Genomic DNA, 14,095 nt, shown 5'->3' with positions numbered 1-14,095 from the left:
AGAATCGTCATTGCGAGGAGCGAAGCGACGAAGCAATCCAGAGGCCACACGTCTGAGGCCTCTGGATTGCTTCGCTTCGCTCGCAATGACGGCGATGGGCATCCGCGGCTGCTAACTAGCGCCGATTGCCCTTGAGCCATTCCAGCACGTCGCTGGCGTTTCGATCCGGCGGGAAGACCGGATAGAACACGTGGCTGATCCGGCCGTCGTCGATGATCAGCGCCATGCGCTTGAGCAGCGTCATGCCGGCGACCTGCATCGTCGGCAGGTTCAAGGCGTGGGTCAGTTCGAGGCTCTCATCGGACAGCACCGCAAACGGGAGATGCAGCCGGGTCGCCATCTCGGTTTGATAAGCGGTCGATTGCGTCGACAGTCCGAACACCGCGTCGGCGCCGGCGGCCTTCAACTCGGCGAACAGATCGCGGAACGAACAGGTCTGCGGCGTGCAGCCGCGCGCACCGGGGATCATGTCCCAGTCGTCGACCAGGCTGATCTGACCCGGCACGCCCGTCCGCGGATAGATGAACAGCACGGTCCGCCCCGGCAGCGACGACAGCGTCACGGAGCCACCATCAGTCGCCGGTAGAACGACAGACGGGATCACGGCGCCGGCTAAATGCGCGGCGGCGCGATCATCCTCCGGTGCAGGGATTGCGCTCCAATCGACCTTGAGAAGATCTGGCTGCTTGGTCATGGCCGCCTCCCTCTGACCCGCTCAGCCGCGCGACCGCAGCAGACGGCCCTTCTCGCGACTCCAATCGCGCTTCTTCTCGGTCTCGCGCTTGTCGTGCAGCTTCTTGCCCTTGGCGAGGGCGAGCTGCAGCTTGGCACGGCCGCGTTCGTTGAAATACAGCTTGAGCGGAATCAGCGTCATGCCTTCGCGCTCGACCGCGCCGATCAGCTTGTTGATCTGCTTGCGATGCAGCAGCAGCTTGCGCGGCCGCTTCGGCTCGTGATTGAAGCGGTTGGCCTGCAGATATTCCGGGATATTGGCGTTGATCAGCCAGATCTCGCTGCCGCGGGCGTCCGCATAGGACTCCGCGATCGTGGTCTTGCCGTTGCGGATCGACTTCACCTCGGTGCCGGTCAGCGCAATGCCGGCCTCGACGGTGTCGTCGATCGCGTAGTTGAACCGCGCCTTGCGGTTCTCCGCGACCACCTTGATCGGGCGTTCATTCTTCTCGGCCATTGTGGGCGATTCCTGTCGGCGCGGTCGTCGTCACCTACGGCGACGGACCGGCGCCCTTCTTCAACAAATCCCTGATCTCGGTGAGGAGCTCTTCCTGCCGGGTCGGGGTCGGCGGCGGCGACTTGGCCTCTTCCGCCTGTTGCTTCAACTTGTTCAGCGACCGGATCACCGCAAACAGCACCGCCGCGACGATCAGGAAGTTCAGCGTCACCGTGAGGAAATTGCCCCAGGCGAGCACCGCACCCTGCTTCTTCGCGTCGGCCAGCGTGCCCGCCGTGACCGACTTCGACAGCGGCGTGAAGTAGTTGGAGAAATCCAACCCGCCGGTGATCGCTCCGATGATCGGCATGATCACGTCGCCGACCAGCGAGGTCACGATCGCGCCGAACGCTGCACCGATGATGACGCCGACCGCGAGGTCGACGACATTGCCCTTCATCGCGAAATCGCGAAATTCCTTGAGAAGCCTCGAGCCCTTCTGCTCGAAGTGACGGACGGAATCGGTGCTGTTCATGCGCTCCCTGTCAGTTGATGACTCCTGCGTGCACCATCGCCGCACGGATCGTCTTGCCGGTCGGTTCGGTCACCGGCATCAGCGGCAGCCGGACCTCTTCCTGAATACGGCCGAGCAGCGTCAGGCCATGCTTGGCACCGGCGACGCCCGGCTCCTTGAAAACGGCGTCGTGCAGCGGCACCAGACGGTCCTGGATCTTCAGCGCGCCGGGATAATCGCCCGCGAACACCGCGCCCATCAGATCAGAACACAGCTTCGGCGCGACGTTCGACACCACCGAGATGCAGCCGTGGCCGCCGGCCGCCATATAGGCCAGCGCGGTCATATCCTCGCCCGAGAGCTGGATGAAATCGGGGCCCATCGCGTGGCGCTGCTGCGACACGCGGCCGAGATTGGCGGTCGCGTCCTTCACACCGACGATGTTGTCGAGCTCGTACAGCCGGCTCATGGTGTCGACCGACATGTCGACGACCGACCGCGGCGGAATGTTGTAGATGATGATCGGAATCCCGATCGCATCGTTCACCGCCTTGAAGTGCTGATACATGCCTTCCTGGGTCGGCTTGTTGTAGTACGGCGTCACCACCAGCACCGCATCGGCGCCGGCCTTCTCGGCGTGGCGCGCGAGCTCGACGGCTTCGCGAGTCGAGTTGGAGCCAGCGCCGGCGATCACCGGCACGCGGCCCTTGGCCTCCGCGATGCACCACTCCACCACCTTGTGGTGCTCCTCGTGGCTCAGCGTCGGGCTCTCACCGGTGGTTCCGACCGGCACCAGGCCGTGGGTGCCCTGCTCGATCTGCCAGTTCACCAGGCTGCGAAACGCCTGTTCGTCGAGCGCGCCATTTTTGAACGGCGTGACCAAGGCGGTAAACGACCCCCGAAATTTCGTCTTGGCTGCCATTCTATTCTCCTCAACGCCCGCCACCTTGCAACGAAGCGCCCTTCATACCGAGTCCCCACCCGGCGGGAAAGGGTCCCATCGGCGGAGAAACCGGCGGTTTTGAGGATTCTGATCGGCGGCGGCCGCGGATCTCAGGCGGACGGCGCGACGGCGTAATCGTCGTCGGAGACATGCTCCATCCAGGTGGCGAAACTGCCGTCCAGCGCCTCCTGCATCGCAATATGGGTCATGCCGTTGGTCGGCGAGGCGCCGTGCCAGTGTTTCTCGCCCGGCGGAATCCACACCACGTCGCCGGCGCGAATCTCCCGCACCGGGCCGCCTTCGGTCTGGATCCGGCCGACACCGGTCACGATATACAGCGTCTGGCCGAGCGGATGGGTGTGCCACGCGGTGCGCGCGCCGGGTTCGAACGCCACGCGCGTGGCGGCGAGCCGCGCCGGCGCCGGCGCGGCTACGATCGGGTCCTGCCACACCGTGCCGGTGAAATAGTCCTTGGGCGCCCGCTGGGTCGGGCGTGAGCCCGCCGCGAAGATGTCCATCGACCAGGCTCCTTAGGTTTTGTCGGCCTTCTCCTTGAACGCGGCGTAGCGCGCCTTGGTTTCCGCATTCATCGGATACAGCCCGGGCAGCACCGCGCCCTTGTTAACCTCTTCGACGATCCAGCCTTCCATCCGCTCCTGCTCCGGGCCCTCGGCGAGCACGTGGTCGAGCAGCGCCTGCGGGATCAGCACCGCACCATCCTGGTCGGCCACGATGACGTCCTTCGGGAACACCGCGACGCCGCCGCAACCGATCGGCTGGTCCCAGCCGACGAAGGTCAGGCCGGCCACCGACGGCGGCGCAGCCGCGCCGTCGCACCACACCGGCAGACCGGTGCCCAGCACGCCCTCGAGGTCGCGCACCACGCCGTCGGTGATCAGCGCCTTGATGCCGCGCTTGACCATGCGGGCGCAGAGAATGTCGCCGAAGATGCCGGCGTCCTTGATGCCCATGGCGTCGACCACGGCGATGCAGCCTTCCGGCATCGCCTCGATCGCCGCGCGGGTCGAGATCGGCGAGGCCCAGGACTCGGGCGTCGCCAGATCCTCGCGCGCCGGGACGAAGCGCAGCGTGAACGCCTCACCGACCAGCCGCGTCGCCCCCGGACGCAGCGGCCGCGCACCGCGCATCCAGACGTTGCGGAGCCCCTTCTTCAGCAGCACCGTGGTGATGGTCGCGGTCGAAACGCGCGACAGGATGTCGATGGCTTCCGGGGTCAGTGACATGAAGAGAGAGCTCCAGTGATTGTCGGCGCATCTTGCGGGCCGCGCCTGCCGCGTCAAGACGCAACCCTGCGCTCAGCAGCTCTTCCCAGCGCATGGCGATCATCGCAATTTATCACCTCCAAAGTCACCGACTTATCGACCTCGCATGAGTTGCGAAGTGCTTTTCAACCGCTCGGAAAAGGCGCTATCGCTGCCGGTAGCTTTGTGAGATCGTTGCAGCATGACCACCCCACCTCCCAGGATGCTGCCGAGCGGTGACACCGCGATCACCGTCGAGTTCGGCCGCGATATCAGTGATGAAGCTAATCGTCGCGTGTTGGCGCTCGATCGCAAGCTGAAGCACGCTCCGATCTCCGGCATCGTCGAAACCGTGCCGACCTATCGGTCGCTTCTGGTGCATTACGATCCGGAGACGATCGGCTTCGGCGCACTATCCGATCAACTCGTAACGCTCGCGCAGACGCCCGATGAAAGCGAGACCGTCGCCAAGCGGCGCTGGCGGATTCCGGTGTGTTATGGCGGCGAGCACGGTATCGATCTGGAGGATGCGGCGCAGGCTTTGAACACCACACCGGATGCACTGGTCGCGCGCCACGCCGCCGGCGATTATCGCGTCGCGATGATCGGCTTCACACCGGGCTGGTCGTATCTTTCTGGCCTCGATCCGGCGTTGGCGATGCCCCGGCGGCAAGCGCCGCGACTGCACACTCCGGCCGGCACGATTTCGGTCGGCGGCATCCAGACCGGCATCCAATGTCTGGCCGGACCGAGCGGATGGCACCTGCTCGGTCGCACGCCGGTGCGCACTTATCAGTTGTATCGCGAGCCGATCTTTTTGCTCGAACCTGGCGACGCCATCAGCTTCGCGCAGATCGACGCCAAGGAGTTCGCCGAGCGCGACGATGCAGCGTCCCATGGTGAAGTCGTCGCGGAATTGCTGAGCGCATGACGAAGCTTGTGATCGATAGCGTCGGCCCGGCCACCTCCGTGCAGGATGCCGGGCGCCACGGCGCGCAGCGTTACGGCCTGCCGCCGAGCGGCGCGATGGACCGGCTGTCGCTTGCCGCCGCCAATGTGCTGGTCGGCAACAGCGCGTTCGCGGCGGCGATCGAACTCGGGCCGCTCGGCGCGAAACTGAGCGTCCGAGACGGCGCGGTGCGCCTGGCGCTGACAGGCGCCGAGCGGCCCGCTGCGCTGGACGGAAAGCCGCTGGCGTTCAACGAGTCGTTCACGCTCACCGAAGGCCAGATCCTCACCGTCGGCGTCGCGCGTGGCGGCGTCTTCAGCTATCTGGGAATTGAGGGCGCCGTCGGCGGCGAGCCGATGTTCGGCAGTCTTGCTGTCAACGCGCGCGCCGGTCTCGGCAGCCCCTACCCGCGGCCGCTGCAGGCCGGCGACACCATCGAGGTCAAGTCCGCGGCACCGGCGCTCGAACGCCGCCTCGACCTGCCCGAGCAACAGGACACGCCGATCCGCGTCGTCCTCGGTCCGCAGAACGATGAGTTCGGCGACGCGGTCGAGACGTTCCTCGCCGGCGAATGGACGATCTCGGCGACCAGCGACCGCATGGGCTATCGGCTCGACGGTCCGCAGATCTCGCATCTCCACGGCCACAACATCGTCTCGGACGGCACCGTCGACGGCAGCATCCAGGTGCCCGGCTCGGGCCAGCCGATCGTGCTGATGCCCGATCGCGGCACCAGCGGCGGCTATCCGAAGATTGCCACGGTGATCTCAGCCGATCTCGGGCGGCTGGCGCAGCGTCAACCCGGCCGACCGTTCCGCTTTCAGACGGTGAGCGTCGACGAAGCTCAGGAAGCTTATCGCGCGATGGCCAGGCTGATCCGCTCGCTGCCTGACCGGCTGCGCGACGCGCAGCACGCCACCATCGACCTCGACGCGCTGCTCTCCGCCAACGTCGCCGGTGCGGCGATCGACGCGCTGGCGGCGGAGTAATCGAATCTGACGACGGGACCAATCGGGATGAAGATCGATCTAAACTGCGACCTCGGCGAAGGCTTTGGCGTCTGGCAGATGGGTGACGATGCGGCGATGATGCAAATCGCCACCAGCGTCAACATCGCCTGCGGCTTCCACGCCGGCGATCCGGACATCATGCATGCGACCGTCAAGCTCGCGAAGCAAAACGGCGTCGCGATCGGCGCGCATCCGGGCTTCCGCGACCTGCACGGTTTCGGCCGCCGGCCGGTGCCGGGGATTACAGCCGCGGAGATCGAAAACCTCGTCGCCTATCAGATCGGCGCGCTGCAGGCGGTCGCGGCCCTCGCCGGCCACAAGGTCACCCACGTCAAGGCGCACGGCGCGCTGTCCAACGTCGCCTGCGAAGACGACATGACCGCACGCGCGATTGCCTTGGCGATCAAGGCGGTCGATCCATCGCTGGTGTTCGTCGTGCTGGCGAACTCGAAACTGATGGTTGCAGGCGAAGCAGCCGGCCTGCCGCTGGCGCACGAAGTGTTTGCCGATCGGGCCTATGAGGACGACGGCAATCTGGTGTCGCGCAAGAAGCCCGGCGCGGTGCTGCACGACCCCGATGAGATCGCCGAACGCGTGCTGCGGATGGCGCAGGACGGCGCCGTCGTCTCCGTCACCGGCAAGGTGATCAAGATGCGCACCGACACGGTGTGCATCCATGGCGACACCAAGGGCGCGGTCGAGATCGCGCGCGGCGTCCGCCGCAAGCTGGAAGCCAGCGGCATCACCGTCGCGCCCTTTGCCGGCACCTGACGCGTAGCTACGCCCCGATCAGGGCCAGCAGCTCGGCGGTGAGTGCGCCGTCCGCGTTCCATTCATTCAGAATGGAGAAATGGTGATGCCGCGGCAGGATGCTCAGAGTGATGGGCAATCCTGCCCGCGCAGCGACGTTGGAATAGTCCAGCGACTGACGCTGCAGTTCGGGCAACTCATCACCGCCGACCACCAGCGACTGTGGCGCCGTACCAAGGCGGGTGCGCCGGATCGGGCTCAATATCTCGATCTCCTGGCGGTCGAGGCGCAGCGCGTCGTCGAGATAGCACAGCGCAATCGGCTCGAGATCGAAGATGCCGCTGATGCACACCGCGCCTCGGACCGCGGCATGCGCGCTCGCGACCGACGCCAGATGCCCGCCCGCGGACCAGCCGCTGACCACCAGCTTGCGCCGGTCGAAGCCGAAGCGCTCGGTGTCAGCGGCGAGCGCATCGAGCGCCAGATCGACCTCGGCGACGATGTCCGACAGCCGCGCCGTCGGAGCCAACGTGTAGCCGACCACAGCGACATCGATGCCCTGCGCATTCGGCCCATCGGCAACGAAGGAGAAAATCTCCTTCGAATTGCGCTGCCAATAGCCGCCGTGCAGAAACACCAGCAGCGGCGCGCCGGTTTCGCCGGAGGCAAAATAGTCGATCGAAGTCCGTTCGCGCTCCGCATACGGGATATCGAGCCGTGCTCCGGGACCGGCGCGGCGGACAGCACTGCGCTGGCGCCAGCGTTCCAGCCATTGCGGGCTGTCGACGACTGCTGCGCTGTTGTTGTAGGCGGCATCGAGAGCCGCACGATCCATCCCGCGATAGACCGATCGCGACGCGTGGGGGGCTGCAACGTCCACGTCAGGAATCCGCCGTCGCTGCAACCTTGCGGCCTGCGCCGACATGGCTGGTCAGTTGCTGCGTGATGCTGCGCCGAAGCCGATTGAACTCGACCGACGCCACGTCGCGCGGCCGCGGCAGCTCGATCTCGACGTCTTGGTCGATCCGGCCCGGCGACGAGCTCATCACCACAACCCGATCGGCGAGCAGAACCGCCTCTTCGACCGAATGGGTGACGAAGATCACGGTCAGCTTGGTGCTGCGCCAGATCTCGATCAGCTCTTCCTGCAAAGCGGCGCGGGTCAGGGCGTCGAGCGCACCGAACGGCTCGTCCATCAACAGAATGTCGGCATCATTGGCGAGCACGCGGGCGATCGCCACACGCTGCTTCATGCCGCCGGAGAGCTGGTGCGGATAGCGGTCTGCAAAGGCCGTCAGCCCGACCATCGCCATGAACCGATCGGTCAGTTTGTCGACTTCCTGCGCCGCGACGCGGCGATGGCTGGGGCCGAACCCAATGTTCTGCCGGACCGTCAGCCACGGAAACAGGGCGTAGTCCTGAAACACCATGCCGCGGTCGGGGCCAGGTCCCCTCACCTCGCAGCCGTACACGCCGACTGAGCCCTGCGTCGCCTGCTCGAAGCCGGCGATGATCCGTAGCAGAGTCGACTTGCCGCAGCCGGAGGCGCCGAGCAGGCAGATGAACTCGCCCTTGCGCACTGTCAGGTCAACGCTGCGCAGCGCTTCGACTGGGCCATTCGAGGCCTGATAGATCTTATTGAGCCCGCTGACCTCCAGGATCACCGGCGGCGCGTCGCGATGGGTGGTTTGATCAAGCATGATGCTGCGGGCTCCAGCGCAGGAAGTAATTGCTGAGGGACACCAGGATGCGGTCCGACAGGAATCCGGTGATGCCGATGATGATCATCCCGGTGATGACCAGGTCGGTGCGCGACAGTGTGCGGCCATCCATGATCACGGCGCCGAGACCTTCCGGCACGCCGGTCATCTCGCCGACCACGATCAGGATCCAGGCGAATGACGCGCCGAGCCGGAGGCCGTTGAAGATGCTCGGCAGCGCCGCAGGCAGCACCACGGATCTGAACAATTGCGGACCGCTGCAGCCGAGCATCCCGGCCGCCTCGAACAGCCGGACATCGACCGATTTCACGCCGAACACGGTGTTGAGCAGGATCGGATAGAACGCCCCGAGGAACACCAGGAACACCGCCGACTTCGGCCCCAGGCCGAAGAAGATCATCGACAGCGGCAGCCAGGCGGTGACCGGGATCGGCCTCAGCAGGGCGAGCGTCGGATCGAGCAGCGCACGCAGCAGCGGAATCCGGCCGATCATCAGCCCGAGCGGAATCCCGAGCAGCGCCGCCAGGAAGAAGCCGCCATACACGCGCTGCACTGACTTCCAGAAATGGATCGGCAGGCTGCCGCTATAGGCGTCGTCGTAGATTCCGCCGAAGGCGAAATCCCACATCATGGTCGCGACACCGGAGGGCGGCGGAACCAGCCGCGTCCCGGTCCACCGCACCATCAGGTCCCAAACCAGCAGCAGACCGAGCGGCACGATCAGCGCAAGGGCGGCGGTGCGGAGCCTGGCTCTGAGTTTGGCGAACTGTCTGGTGCTGCTGCCGCGTACATTGGCGGCAGCCTTGGTGATCGCGGGGCCACTCATGGCGGACGGGGAGACCGTACTTTCCAAGCTCATTGATCGCTCACGACGCCGAGATGGCCTTGATGAAGCTTGGATCGATGAACGTCTTGTAGTCGGGGAGCTGCCGGATCTGCTTCTTGTCGAGCATCTGGGCGCCGTAATACTGCGCCTGCTTCAGAAACTGATCGTCGATGTTCCAGGTCAGCTCGACGTTCGGCGCCGCCTGCTCGATCGATGCCTTCTGCTGGCCGAGCTTCTGCATCGCCATCTCGACGAAGGCGTCGCGGTTGCTCATCGCGAATTCGCTGGCCTTGCGATGTACCTTCAGCAGCGTGCGGATTAGTTCGGGGTCTTTCTCGATCAGCTCGCGCCGGGTGCTCAGCACCATGTTCAGCGAACCGGTCGGCGTCGAATACGGATATTCGACGATCTTGCCGACGCCGCTGGCGAGGCTGATACCTGCCGCCGGCTCGGCGCCCACATAGGCGTCGATGTCGCCGCGTGCCAACGCCGGAGCCATATCGCTGAACGAGACGCGGACCGCCTGAATGTCCTTGATCGACATGCCCTCGGCGGCCAGCCGGTCGAGGATGACGACCTCCTGGGTCGAGCCCGGCCAGATCGCGACCTTCTTGCCCTTCAAATCCTTGATGCTGGCAATGCCGGAGTCCTTGCCGGCCACCACCGCCATGCCCCGATTGCAGGCCGCGCCGACTACCACCACGGGTTCGCCATTGGCGCCGCCGAGGGTCGCGGCCGCGAGGCCGAAGATGCCGAAATCGACCGAGCCGGTGACCACGGCGTTCTTGCCATCGGTCGGGCTCTCGAATGGCACCACCACCACCTTGACGCCCGCCGGCACGAATTTCTCGTAGAAGTACGGCGTGATGCCGTGGATCAGCTTCAAGGTCCCGACCTTGATGACGCGATCCTCCGCAAGCGCTGTCAGGCTGGTGGCGGCAAGCGCTGTCGCGGTCACCGCAAGGCGGATGAAGTGGCGTCTGGTGCTGTTGTGCATGGCTTCCTCGCTGCTGATCCCGGCAAGCCACTGTAGGTGCGACGCAACAACATCAGAAATTTATTGTTTATATCGGTTTTATAAGCTGGCTTAATAAAACCATGCTCGCCCCACTCGACCTCCGCCTGCTGCAAACCTTCATCGTGCTGGTTCAGACCGGCAGCTTTTCCGAAACGTCGCGGCGGCTGGGCCGGACCCAGCCGGCCGTCAGCCTGCAGCTCAACCGGCTGGAGGAAGCAACCGGAGCACCGCTGTTCACCAAGGTCGGCCGCAAGCTGGTGCTGACTAATCACGGTGAGCTCGTACTCGGCTATGCGCGCACCATCATGGGCCTGCAGGACGAACTACGTGCCCGCCTCGCCGCACCGAAACTTGACGGCGTGGTCGTGCTGGGGATGCCCGATCTCTACGCCGCGTATCTGCTGCCGGGCATTCTGGCGGACTTCCGCAGCGCCTACCCAAATGTCGATGTCGAGCTGAAATGCGCGCTGTCGAGCAAGCTGATGGCGTCGGTCGAGCGCGCGGAGATTGATCTGGCGATCGTCACGGGGATGCCGGCGTTCAAGGTCGGCGAGTTGGTGGCACAGGAAGAACTGGTGTGGGTGGCGTCTGAGCGAAGCTCGGTGCACCTCGAAAACCCAGTGCCGCTGGCGATGCTGCCGCCCGGCAACATCTTCCGCGATTTCGGTCTCGCGGCGCTCGAAAGCATCGGCCGGATCTGGCGGCTGAGCTGCATCAGCGAGAGCATCAGCGGCATTCAGGCGGCGGTGTTCTCAGGGATTGCGGTCAGCGTCGTTGGCAAGAGCTCGGTGCTGCCGGGGATGCGCATGCTCGGCCGCGGTGATACGTTCCCCGCCCTGCCCAAAGTCGACTTAGTCCTCTATCGCTCGGCGCGAAGCTCCAATCCTGCGGCACAGGCGCTCGCCAGCGTGATCGTCCGGCATTTCGCAAATTCAGCGCTCGCTCCCGCGGCGCGTTTCGTGCGAACCCAGGCGGGCAGCGGTTCACACGAGTAGTAGCCCTCAGGCGATCACGGCAGCCGCAGATGCGGGGCGGCGATCACGATCGCGCCGATCAGCCCGAATGCCGCGCCGAGCATCAGGACGTGAATATCGACGGCGACCGCCGACCACGACCGAAGCCGCTGGGCTGTCGCGGACTGCAAATGAGGCTGTTGTCGCACCGGTCCGTCTCCTGGTTCCGCAGAACAAGAAAGGCCTGGCCGTCGACCTCCGCAAGACGGCCGCCGAAATAACAACGGGCCCGCTGCACGGGTCCCGGAACCGGAAAAATTCGTCTCTTCCGGAACCTCGCCAAAGAGCATTCTTCTCGCCCAACCGAGTTCCGGCCCGCCTTGCCAGCGCCGCCGATCCGGTTTAGCTCCTCTCCACCCCAATCCAGGCAGTTCGACCATGCAGCAGGCCACCGCGCCCAAGATCAGTTTTGTTTCGCTGGGATGCCCCAAGGCCCTGGTCGATTCCGAGCGCATCATCACGCGGTTGCGCGCAGAGGGCTATGAGCTAGCTCGCAAGCACGACGGCGCTGACCTCGTGATCGTCAACACCTGCGGCTTTCTCGACAGCGCCAAGCAGGAATCGCTGGCGGCGATCGGCGAAGCGATGGCGGCCAACGGCAAGGTGATCGTCACCGGCTGCATGGGCGCCGAGCCGGAGCAGATCGAAGCCGCCTACCCCGGCGTGCTGTCGATCACCGGACCGCAGCAATATGAAAGCGTGCTCGAGGCGGTGCATCGGGCCCGGCCGGCGCTTCACAACCCGCATCTCGATCTGGTGCCGCCGCAGGGCGTGCGGCTGACGCCGCGGCACTACGCGTATTTGAAGATCTCCGAGGGCTGCAACAATCGCTGCAGCTTCTGCATCATCCCGAAGCTGCGCGGCGATCTCGCATCGCGCCCGGCCGGCGACGTGCTGCGCGAAGCCGAGAAGTTGGTCGCTGCCGGCGTCAAGGAGCTGCTGGTGATCTCGCAGGACACCTCGGCCTACGGCGTCGATGTGAAGTACGCAGAGAGCCCATGGAAGGATCGCAGCGTCCGCGCCAAATTCCTCGATCTGGCCAGCGAGCTCGGCGAGCTCGGCGCCTGGGTGCGGCTGCACTACGTCTATCCGTATCCGCATGTCGACGATGTGATCGGCTTGATGGCGGACGGCAAGGTGCTGCCCTATCTCGACATCCCGTTCCAGCACGCCAGCCCCGACGTGCTGAAGCTGATGAAGCGTCCGGCCGCGCAGGACAAGACGCTGGACCGGATCAAGCGCTGGCGCGAGCAGTGCCCGGATCTGGCGCTGCGCTCGACCTTCATTGTGGGCTTCCCTGGCGAGACCGAGCGCGACTTCGAATTCCTGCTCGAATGGCTGGACGAAGCCGAAATCGATCGTCTCGGGGCGTTTAAATACGAGCCGGTCGCCGGCGCACCGTCCAACGCCCTGCCCGATCAGATATCGGATGAGGTCAAGCAGGAGCGCTGGAACAGGCTGATGGCGCGGCAGCAGGCGATCTCTGCCCGCCGGCTGAAGCGCAAGGTCGGCACCCGTCAGCAGGTGATCATCGACGAGATCGGCCCGACCGTCGCCAAAGGCCGCTCCAAGGCCGACGCGCCGGACATCGACGGCGCGGTCTATCTGTCCAGCCGCCGCCCGCTGCGCGTCGGCGAAATCGTCACCGCCAAGATCGACAGTGCTGACGCGTACGACCTCCACGGCACCGTGGCGGGGTTCTGAACTCGCCGCTAACGCACGGCTCCTCGACATCTAATCACGTCATCGCCCGGCTTGTCCGGGCGACCCAGTATTGCAGAGCACTGATGTCAAGTAACAGGCGCTCTTGAATACTGGATCCCCCGCATGCGCGGGGGATGACGACTGTACCTTGAGAGGCCGCAGCGTCGCAGCCGCGACCTTACGGCTTCAGAATCGAAGCACCGGTCGTGACACGCCCTTCCAGATCGACATGCGCCTTGGCGGCGTCCTTGAGCGCATAGGCGTGGTTGATCGGGACGTGCAGCTTACCTTCGATCACGGCCGAGAACAGCGTGTCGGCGCCCTCGATCAGCTCCTTCCGCGTGCCGATATAGTCGTTCAGCTTCGGACGGGTCGCGAACAGCGAGCCGTGGTTGTTGAGCTCGGTAAGCGGGAACGGCGGCACCGGGCCTGAGGCGTTGCCGAACGACACGAACAGCCCGCGCGGCTTGATGCACTTCAGCGAGCCGGGGAACGTCGCCTTGCCGACGCCGTCATAGACCACATCGCACAGCTCATTGCGGCTGATCTGCTTGACCCGCGCCACCCAGTCTTCTTCGTTGTAGAGGATGACGTGATCGCAGCCATTGGCCAGCGCCAGATCGGCCTTGGCCTTGGAGCCGACGGTGCCGATGACATGCGCGCCGAGCGCCCGCGCCCATTGGCACGCGAGCAGACCGATGCCGCCGGCGGCAGCGTGGATCAACACGCGGTGGCCGGGTTCGACCTTGAAGGTCTTGTGCAGCAGGTACCAAACCGTCAGGCCCTTGAGCATCAGCACGGCGCCCTGCTCGTAGGTGATGTGGTCGGGCAGCTTGACCAGCTTGGCGGCTTCGATGTTGCGCTCGGTGGCATAGCCGCCGAGATTCGCGTAGTACGCGACGCGGTCACCGGGATGGAAATTGGTGACGTGCGGGCCGACCGAGACGACCTCACCGGCCGCCTCGTTGCCGATCACGAACGGCAGCGATGGCGCCTTGTAGAGTCCGGTGCGGAAATACACGTCGATGAAGTTAAGGCCGACCGCGTGCTGGCGGATGCGGACCTCGCCCTCGCCCGGCGGCGGCAGCTCGACGTCCTCGTAGACCAGAACCTCCGGTCCACCCACCTGATGCACCCGCACCGCCTTCGCCATTATCGTCCCCTCAGGTCTATTGTCAGCGTCACGGAATGCCATCGCCCCGGCCTTGTCAACCGGC

17 protein-coding genes are annotated in these 14,095 nt (G+C 65.2%); 5 read left to right on the top strand and 12 right to left on the bottom strand.

Annotation, left to right across the window (positions count from 1 at the left end):
- Positions 1 to 115: 115 nt before the first annotated feature.
- The 6 genes from LRC39_RS13525 to LRC39_RS13500 all read right to left on the bottom strand — a co-directional run bounded on the left by LRC39_RS13525 (position 116) and on the right by LRC39_RS13500 (position 3,869).
- Positions 116 to 694: a peroxiredoxin gene (locus LRC39_RS13525; RefSeq protein ID WP_346294643.1), complete on the bottom strand. Its 579-nt coding sequence runs from the start codon at positions 692 to 694 to the stop codon at positions 116 to 118.
- Positions 695 to 715: 21 nt separating this feature from the next.
- Positions 716 to 1,189: an SsrA-binding protein SmpB gene (smpB, locus tag LRC39_RS13520; RefSeq protein WP_107355732.1), complete on the bottom strand. Its 474-nt coding sequence runs from the start codon at positions 1,187 to 1,189 to the stop codon at positions 716 to 718.
- A gap of 34 nt (positions 1,190 to 1,223) precedes the next feature.
- Positions 1,224 to 1,703: a large conductance mechanosensitive channel protein MscL gene (mscL, locus tag LRC39_RS13515; RefSeq protein ID WP_263988505.1), complete on the bottom strand. Its 480-nt coding sequence runs from the start codon at positions 1,701 to 1,703 to the stop codon at positions 1,224 to 1,226.
- Positions 1,704 to 1,713: 10 nt separating this feature from the next.
- A complete protein-coding gene (dapA, locus tag LRC39_RS13510) occupies positions 1,714 to 2,604 on the bottom strand; it encodes a 4-hydroxy-tetrahydrodipicolinate synthase (RefSeq protein ID WP_107344617.1) in 891 nt (296 codons plus the stop codon).
- A gap of 131 nt (positions 2,605 to 2,735) precedes the next feature.
- Complete coding sequence (locus LRC39_RS13505; RefSeq protein WP_346294642.1) at positions 2,736 to 3,143, bottom strand: (R)-mandelonitrile lyase; 408 nt, start codon at positions 3,141 to 3,143, stop codon at positions 2,736 to 2,738.
- Positions 3,144 to 3,155: 12 nt separating this feature from the next.
- On the bottom strand, positions 3,156 to 3,869 hold the full coding sequence (locus LRC39_RS13500; RefSeq protein ID WP_107344616.1) for a ribonuclease activity regulator RraA: 714 nt from the start codon (positions 3,867 to 3,869) through the stop codon (positions 3,156 to 3,158).
- 220 nt (positions 3,870 to 4,089) lie between these two features.
- Between LRC39_RS13500 and pxpB the strand changes: the two genes are divergently transcribed.
- Genes pxpB through LRC39_RS13485 form a run of 3 tightly spaced genes read left to right on the top strand, consistent with a single transcriptional unit; the run spans position 4,090 to position 6,617 of the window.
- On the top strand, positions 4,090 to 4,818 hold the full coding sequence (gene pxpB / locus LRC39_RS13495) for a 5-oxoprolinase subunit PxpB (protein ID WP_346294641.1): 729 nt from the start codon (positions 4,090 to 4,092) through the stop codon (positions 4,816 to 4,818).
- Entirely contained in the window at positions 4,815 to 5,825 is a 1,011-nt protein-coding gene (locus tag LRC39_RS13490) for a biotin-dependent carboxyltransferase family protein (protein ID WP_346294640.1), read from the top strand. Before pxpB ends, LRC39_RS13490 begins: the two co-directional genes overlap by 4 nt.
- Before the next feature lie 27 nt (positions 5,826 to 5,852).
- Positions 5,853 to 6,617 (top strand): LamB/YcsF family protein, encoded by a 765-nt coding sequence (locus tag LRC39_RS13485; RefSeq protein WP_346294639.1) that lies wholly within the window; start codon positions 5,853 to 5,855, stop codon positions 6,615 to 6,617.
- 7 nt (positions 6,618 to 6,624) lie between these two features.
- Here the strand turns inward: LRC39_RS13485 and LRC39_RS13480 are convergent, their stop codons facing one another.
- Genes LRC39_RS13480 through LRC39_RS13465 form a run of 4 tightly spaced genes read right to left on the bottom strand, consistent with a single transcriptional unit; the run spans position 6,625 to position 10,140 of the window.
- Positions 6,625 to 7,476: an alpha/beta hydrolase gene (locus tag LRC39_RS13480; protein ID WP_346294638.1), complete on the bottom strand. Its 852-nt coding sequence runs from the start codon at positions 7,474 to 7,476 to the stop codon at positions 6,625 to 6,627.
- A 1-nt stretch (position 7,477) separates the two neighbouring features.
- Complete coding sequence (locus LRC39_RS13475) at positions 7,478 to 8,296, bottom strand: ABC transporter ATP-binding protein (protein ID WP_107355726.1); 819 nt, start codon at positions 8,294 to 8,296, stop codon at positions 7,478 to 7,480.
- Positions 8,289 to 9,176 (bottom strand): ABC transporter permease, encoded by an 888-nt coding sequence (locus LRC39_RS13470; protein WP_346294637.1) that lies wholly within the window; start codon positions 9,174 to 9,176, stop codon positions 8,289 to 8,291. The genes LRC39_RS13475 and LRC39_RS13470 overlap by 8 nt, the downstream gene beginning before the upstream one ends.
- A 7-nt stretch (positions 9,177 to 9,183) precedes the next feature.
- Entirely contained in the window at positions 9,184 to 10,140 is a 957-nt protein-coding gene (locus tag LRC39_RS13465) for an ABC transporter substrate-binding protein (protein ID WP_011158227.1), read from the bottom strand.
- 101 nt (positions 10,141 to 10,241) lie between these two features.
- Between LRC39_RS13465 and LRC39_RS13460 the strand changes: the two genes are divergently transcribed.
- Positions 10,242 to 11,156, top strand: a complete 915-nt coding sequence (locus LRC39_RS13460) for a LysR substrate-binding domain-containing protein (protein ID WP_164572470.1) — start codon at positions 10,242 to 10,244, stop codon at positions 11,154 to 11,156.
- A gap of 14 nt (positions 11,157 to 11,170) precedes the next feature.
- On the opposite strand, the gene LRC39_RS13455 is transcribed toward LRC39_RS13460, so the two are convergent.
- Positions 11,171 to 11,323 (bottom strand): hypothetical protein, encoded by a 153-nt coding sequence (locus tag LRC39_RS13455; RefSeq protein WP_159060686.1) that lies wholly within the window; start codon positions 11,321 to 11,323, stop codon positions 11,171 to 11,173.
- 229 nt (positions 11,324 to 11,552) lie between these two features.
- Here LRC39_RS13455 and rimO point away from each other — a divergent pair, with 229 nt between their 5' ends.
- A complete protein-coding gene (gene rimO / locus LRC39_RS13450) occupies positions 11,553 to 12,878 on the top strand; it encodes a 30S ribosomal protein S12 methylthiotransferase RimO (RefSeq protein WP_346294636.1) in 1,326 nt (441 codons plus the stop codon).
- A gap of 178 nt (positions 12,879 to 13,056) precedes the next feature.
- On the opposite strand, the gene LRC39_RS13445 is transcribed toward rimO, so the two are convergent.
- Complete coding sequence (locus tag LRC39_RS13445) at positions 13,057 to 14,031, bottom strand: quinone oxidoreductase family protein (RefSeq protein ID WP_107344606.1); 975 nt, start codon at positions 14,029 to 14,031, stop codon at positions 13,057 to 13,059.
- Positions 14,032 to 14,095 lie beyond the last annotated feature (64 nt).

Origin of the sequence: Rhodopseudomonas sp. P1 (assembly GCF_039642825.1) — a bacterium.
GTDB classification, from domain to species: Bacteria; Pseudomonadota; Alphaproteobacteria; order Rhizobiales; family Xanthobacteraceae; genus Rhodopseudomonas; species Rhodopseudomonas palustris_H.
The sequence above is the reverse complement of the archived record's forward strand: the minus strand, read 5'-3'. Positions and strand labels throughout refer to the sequence as shown.

Excerpts from the sequence above, each read along its gene's own strand:
- LRC39_RS13445 (WP_107344606.1), bottom strand. The coding sequence starts at position 14,031 with ATGGCGAAGGCGGTGCGGGTGCATCAGGTGGGTGGACCGGAGGTTCTG.
- pxpB (WP_346294641.1), top strand. The coding sequence starts at position 4,090 with ATGACCACCCCACCTCCCAGGATGCTGCCGAGCGGTGACACCGCGATC.
- LRC39_RS13460 (WP_164572470.1), top strand. The coding sequence starts at position 10,242 with ATGCTCGCCCCACTCGACCTCCGCCTGCTGCAAACCTTCATCGTGCTG.
- LRC39_RS13525 (WP_346294643.1), bottom strand. The coding sequence starts at position 694 with ATGACCAAGCAGCCAGATCTTCTCAAGGTCGATTGGAGCGCAATCCCT.
- LRC39_RS13505 (WP_346294642.1), bottom strand. The coding sequence starts at position 3,143 with ATGGACATCTTCGCGGCGGGCTCACGCCCGACCCAGCGGGCGCCCAAG.
- rimO (WP_346294636.1), top strand. The coding sequence starts at position 11,553 with ATGCAGCAGGCCACCGCGCCCAAGATCAGTTTTGTTTCGCTGGGATGC.
- mscL (WP_263988505.1), bottom strand. The coding sequence starts at position 1,703 with ATGAACAGCACCGATTCCGTCCGTCACTTCGAGCAGAAGGGCTCGAGG.
- LRC39_RS13475 (WP_107355726.1), bottom strand. The coding sequence starts at position 8,296 with ATGCTTGATCAAACCACCCATCGCGACGCGCCGCCGGTGATCCTGGAG.
- LRC39_RS13465 (WP_011158227.1), bottom strand. The coding sequence starts at position 10,140 with ATGCACAACAGCACCAGACGCCACTTCATCCGCCTTGCGGTGACCGCG.
- LRC39_RS13485 (WP_346294639.1), top strand. The coding sequence starts at position 5,853 with ATGAAGATCGATCTAAACTGCGACCTCGGCGAAGGCTTTGGCGTCTGG.
- LRC39_RS13490 (WP_346294640.1), top strand. The coding sequence starts at position 4,815 with ATGACGAAGCTTGTGATCGATAGCGTCGGCCCGGCCACCTCCGTGCAG.
- smpB (WP_107355732.1), bottom strand. The coding sequence starts at position 1,189 with ATGGCCGAGAAGAATGAACGCCCGATCAAGGTGGTCGCGGAGAACCGC.
- LRC39_RS13500 (WP_107344616.1), bottom strand. The coding sequence starts at position 3,869 with ATGTCACTGACCCCGGAAGCCATCGACATCCTGTCGCGCGTTTCGACC.
- LRC39_RS13470 (WP_346294637.1), bottom strand. The coding sequence starts at position 9,176 with ATGAGCTTGGAAAGTACGGTCTCCCCGTCCGCCATGAGTGGCCCCGCG.
- dapA (WP_107344617.1), bottom strand. The coding sequence starts at position 2,604 with ATGGCAGCCAAGACGAAATTTCGGGGGTCGTTTACCGCCTTGGTCACG.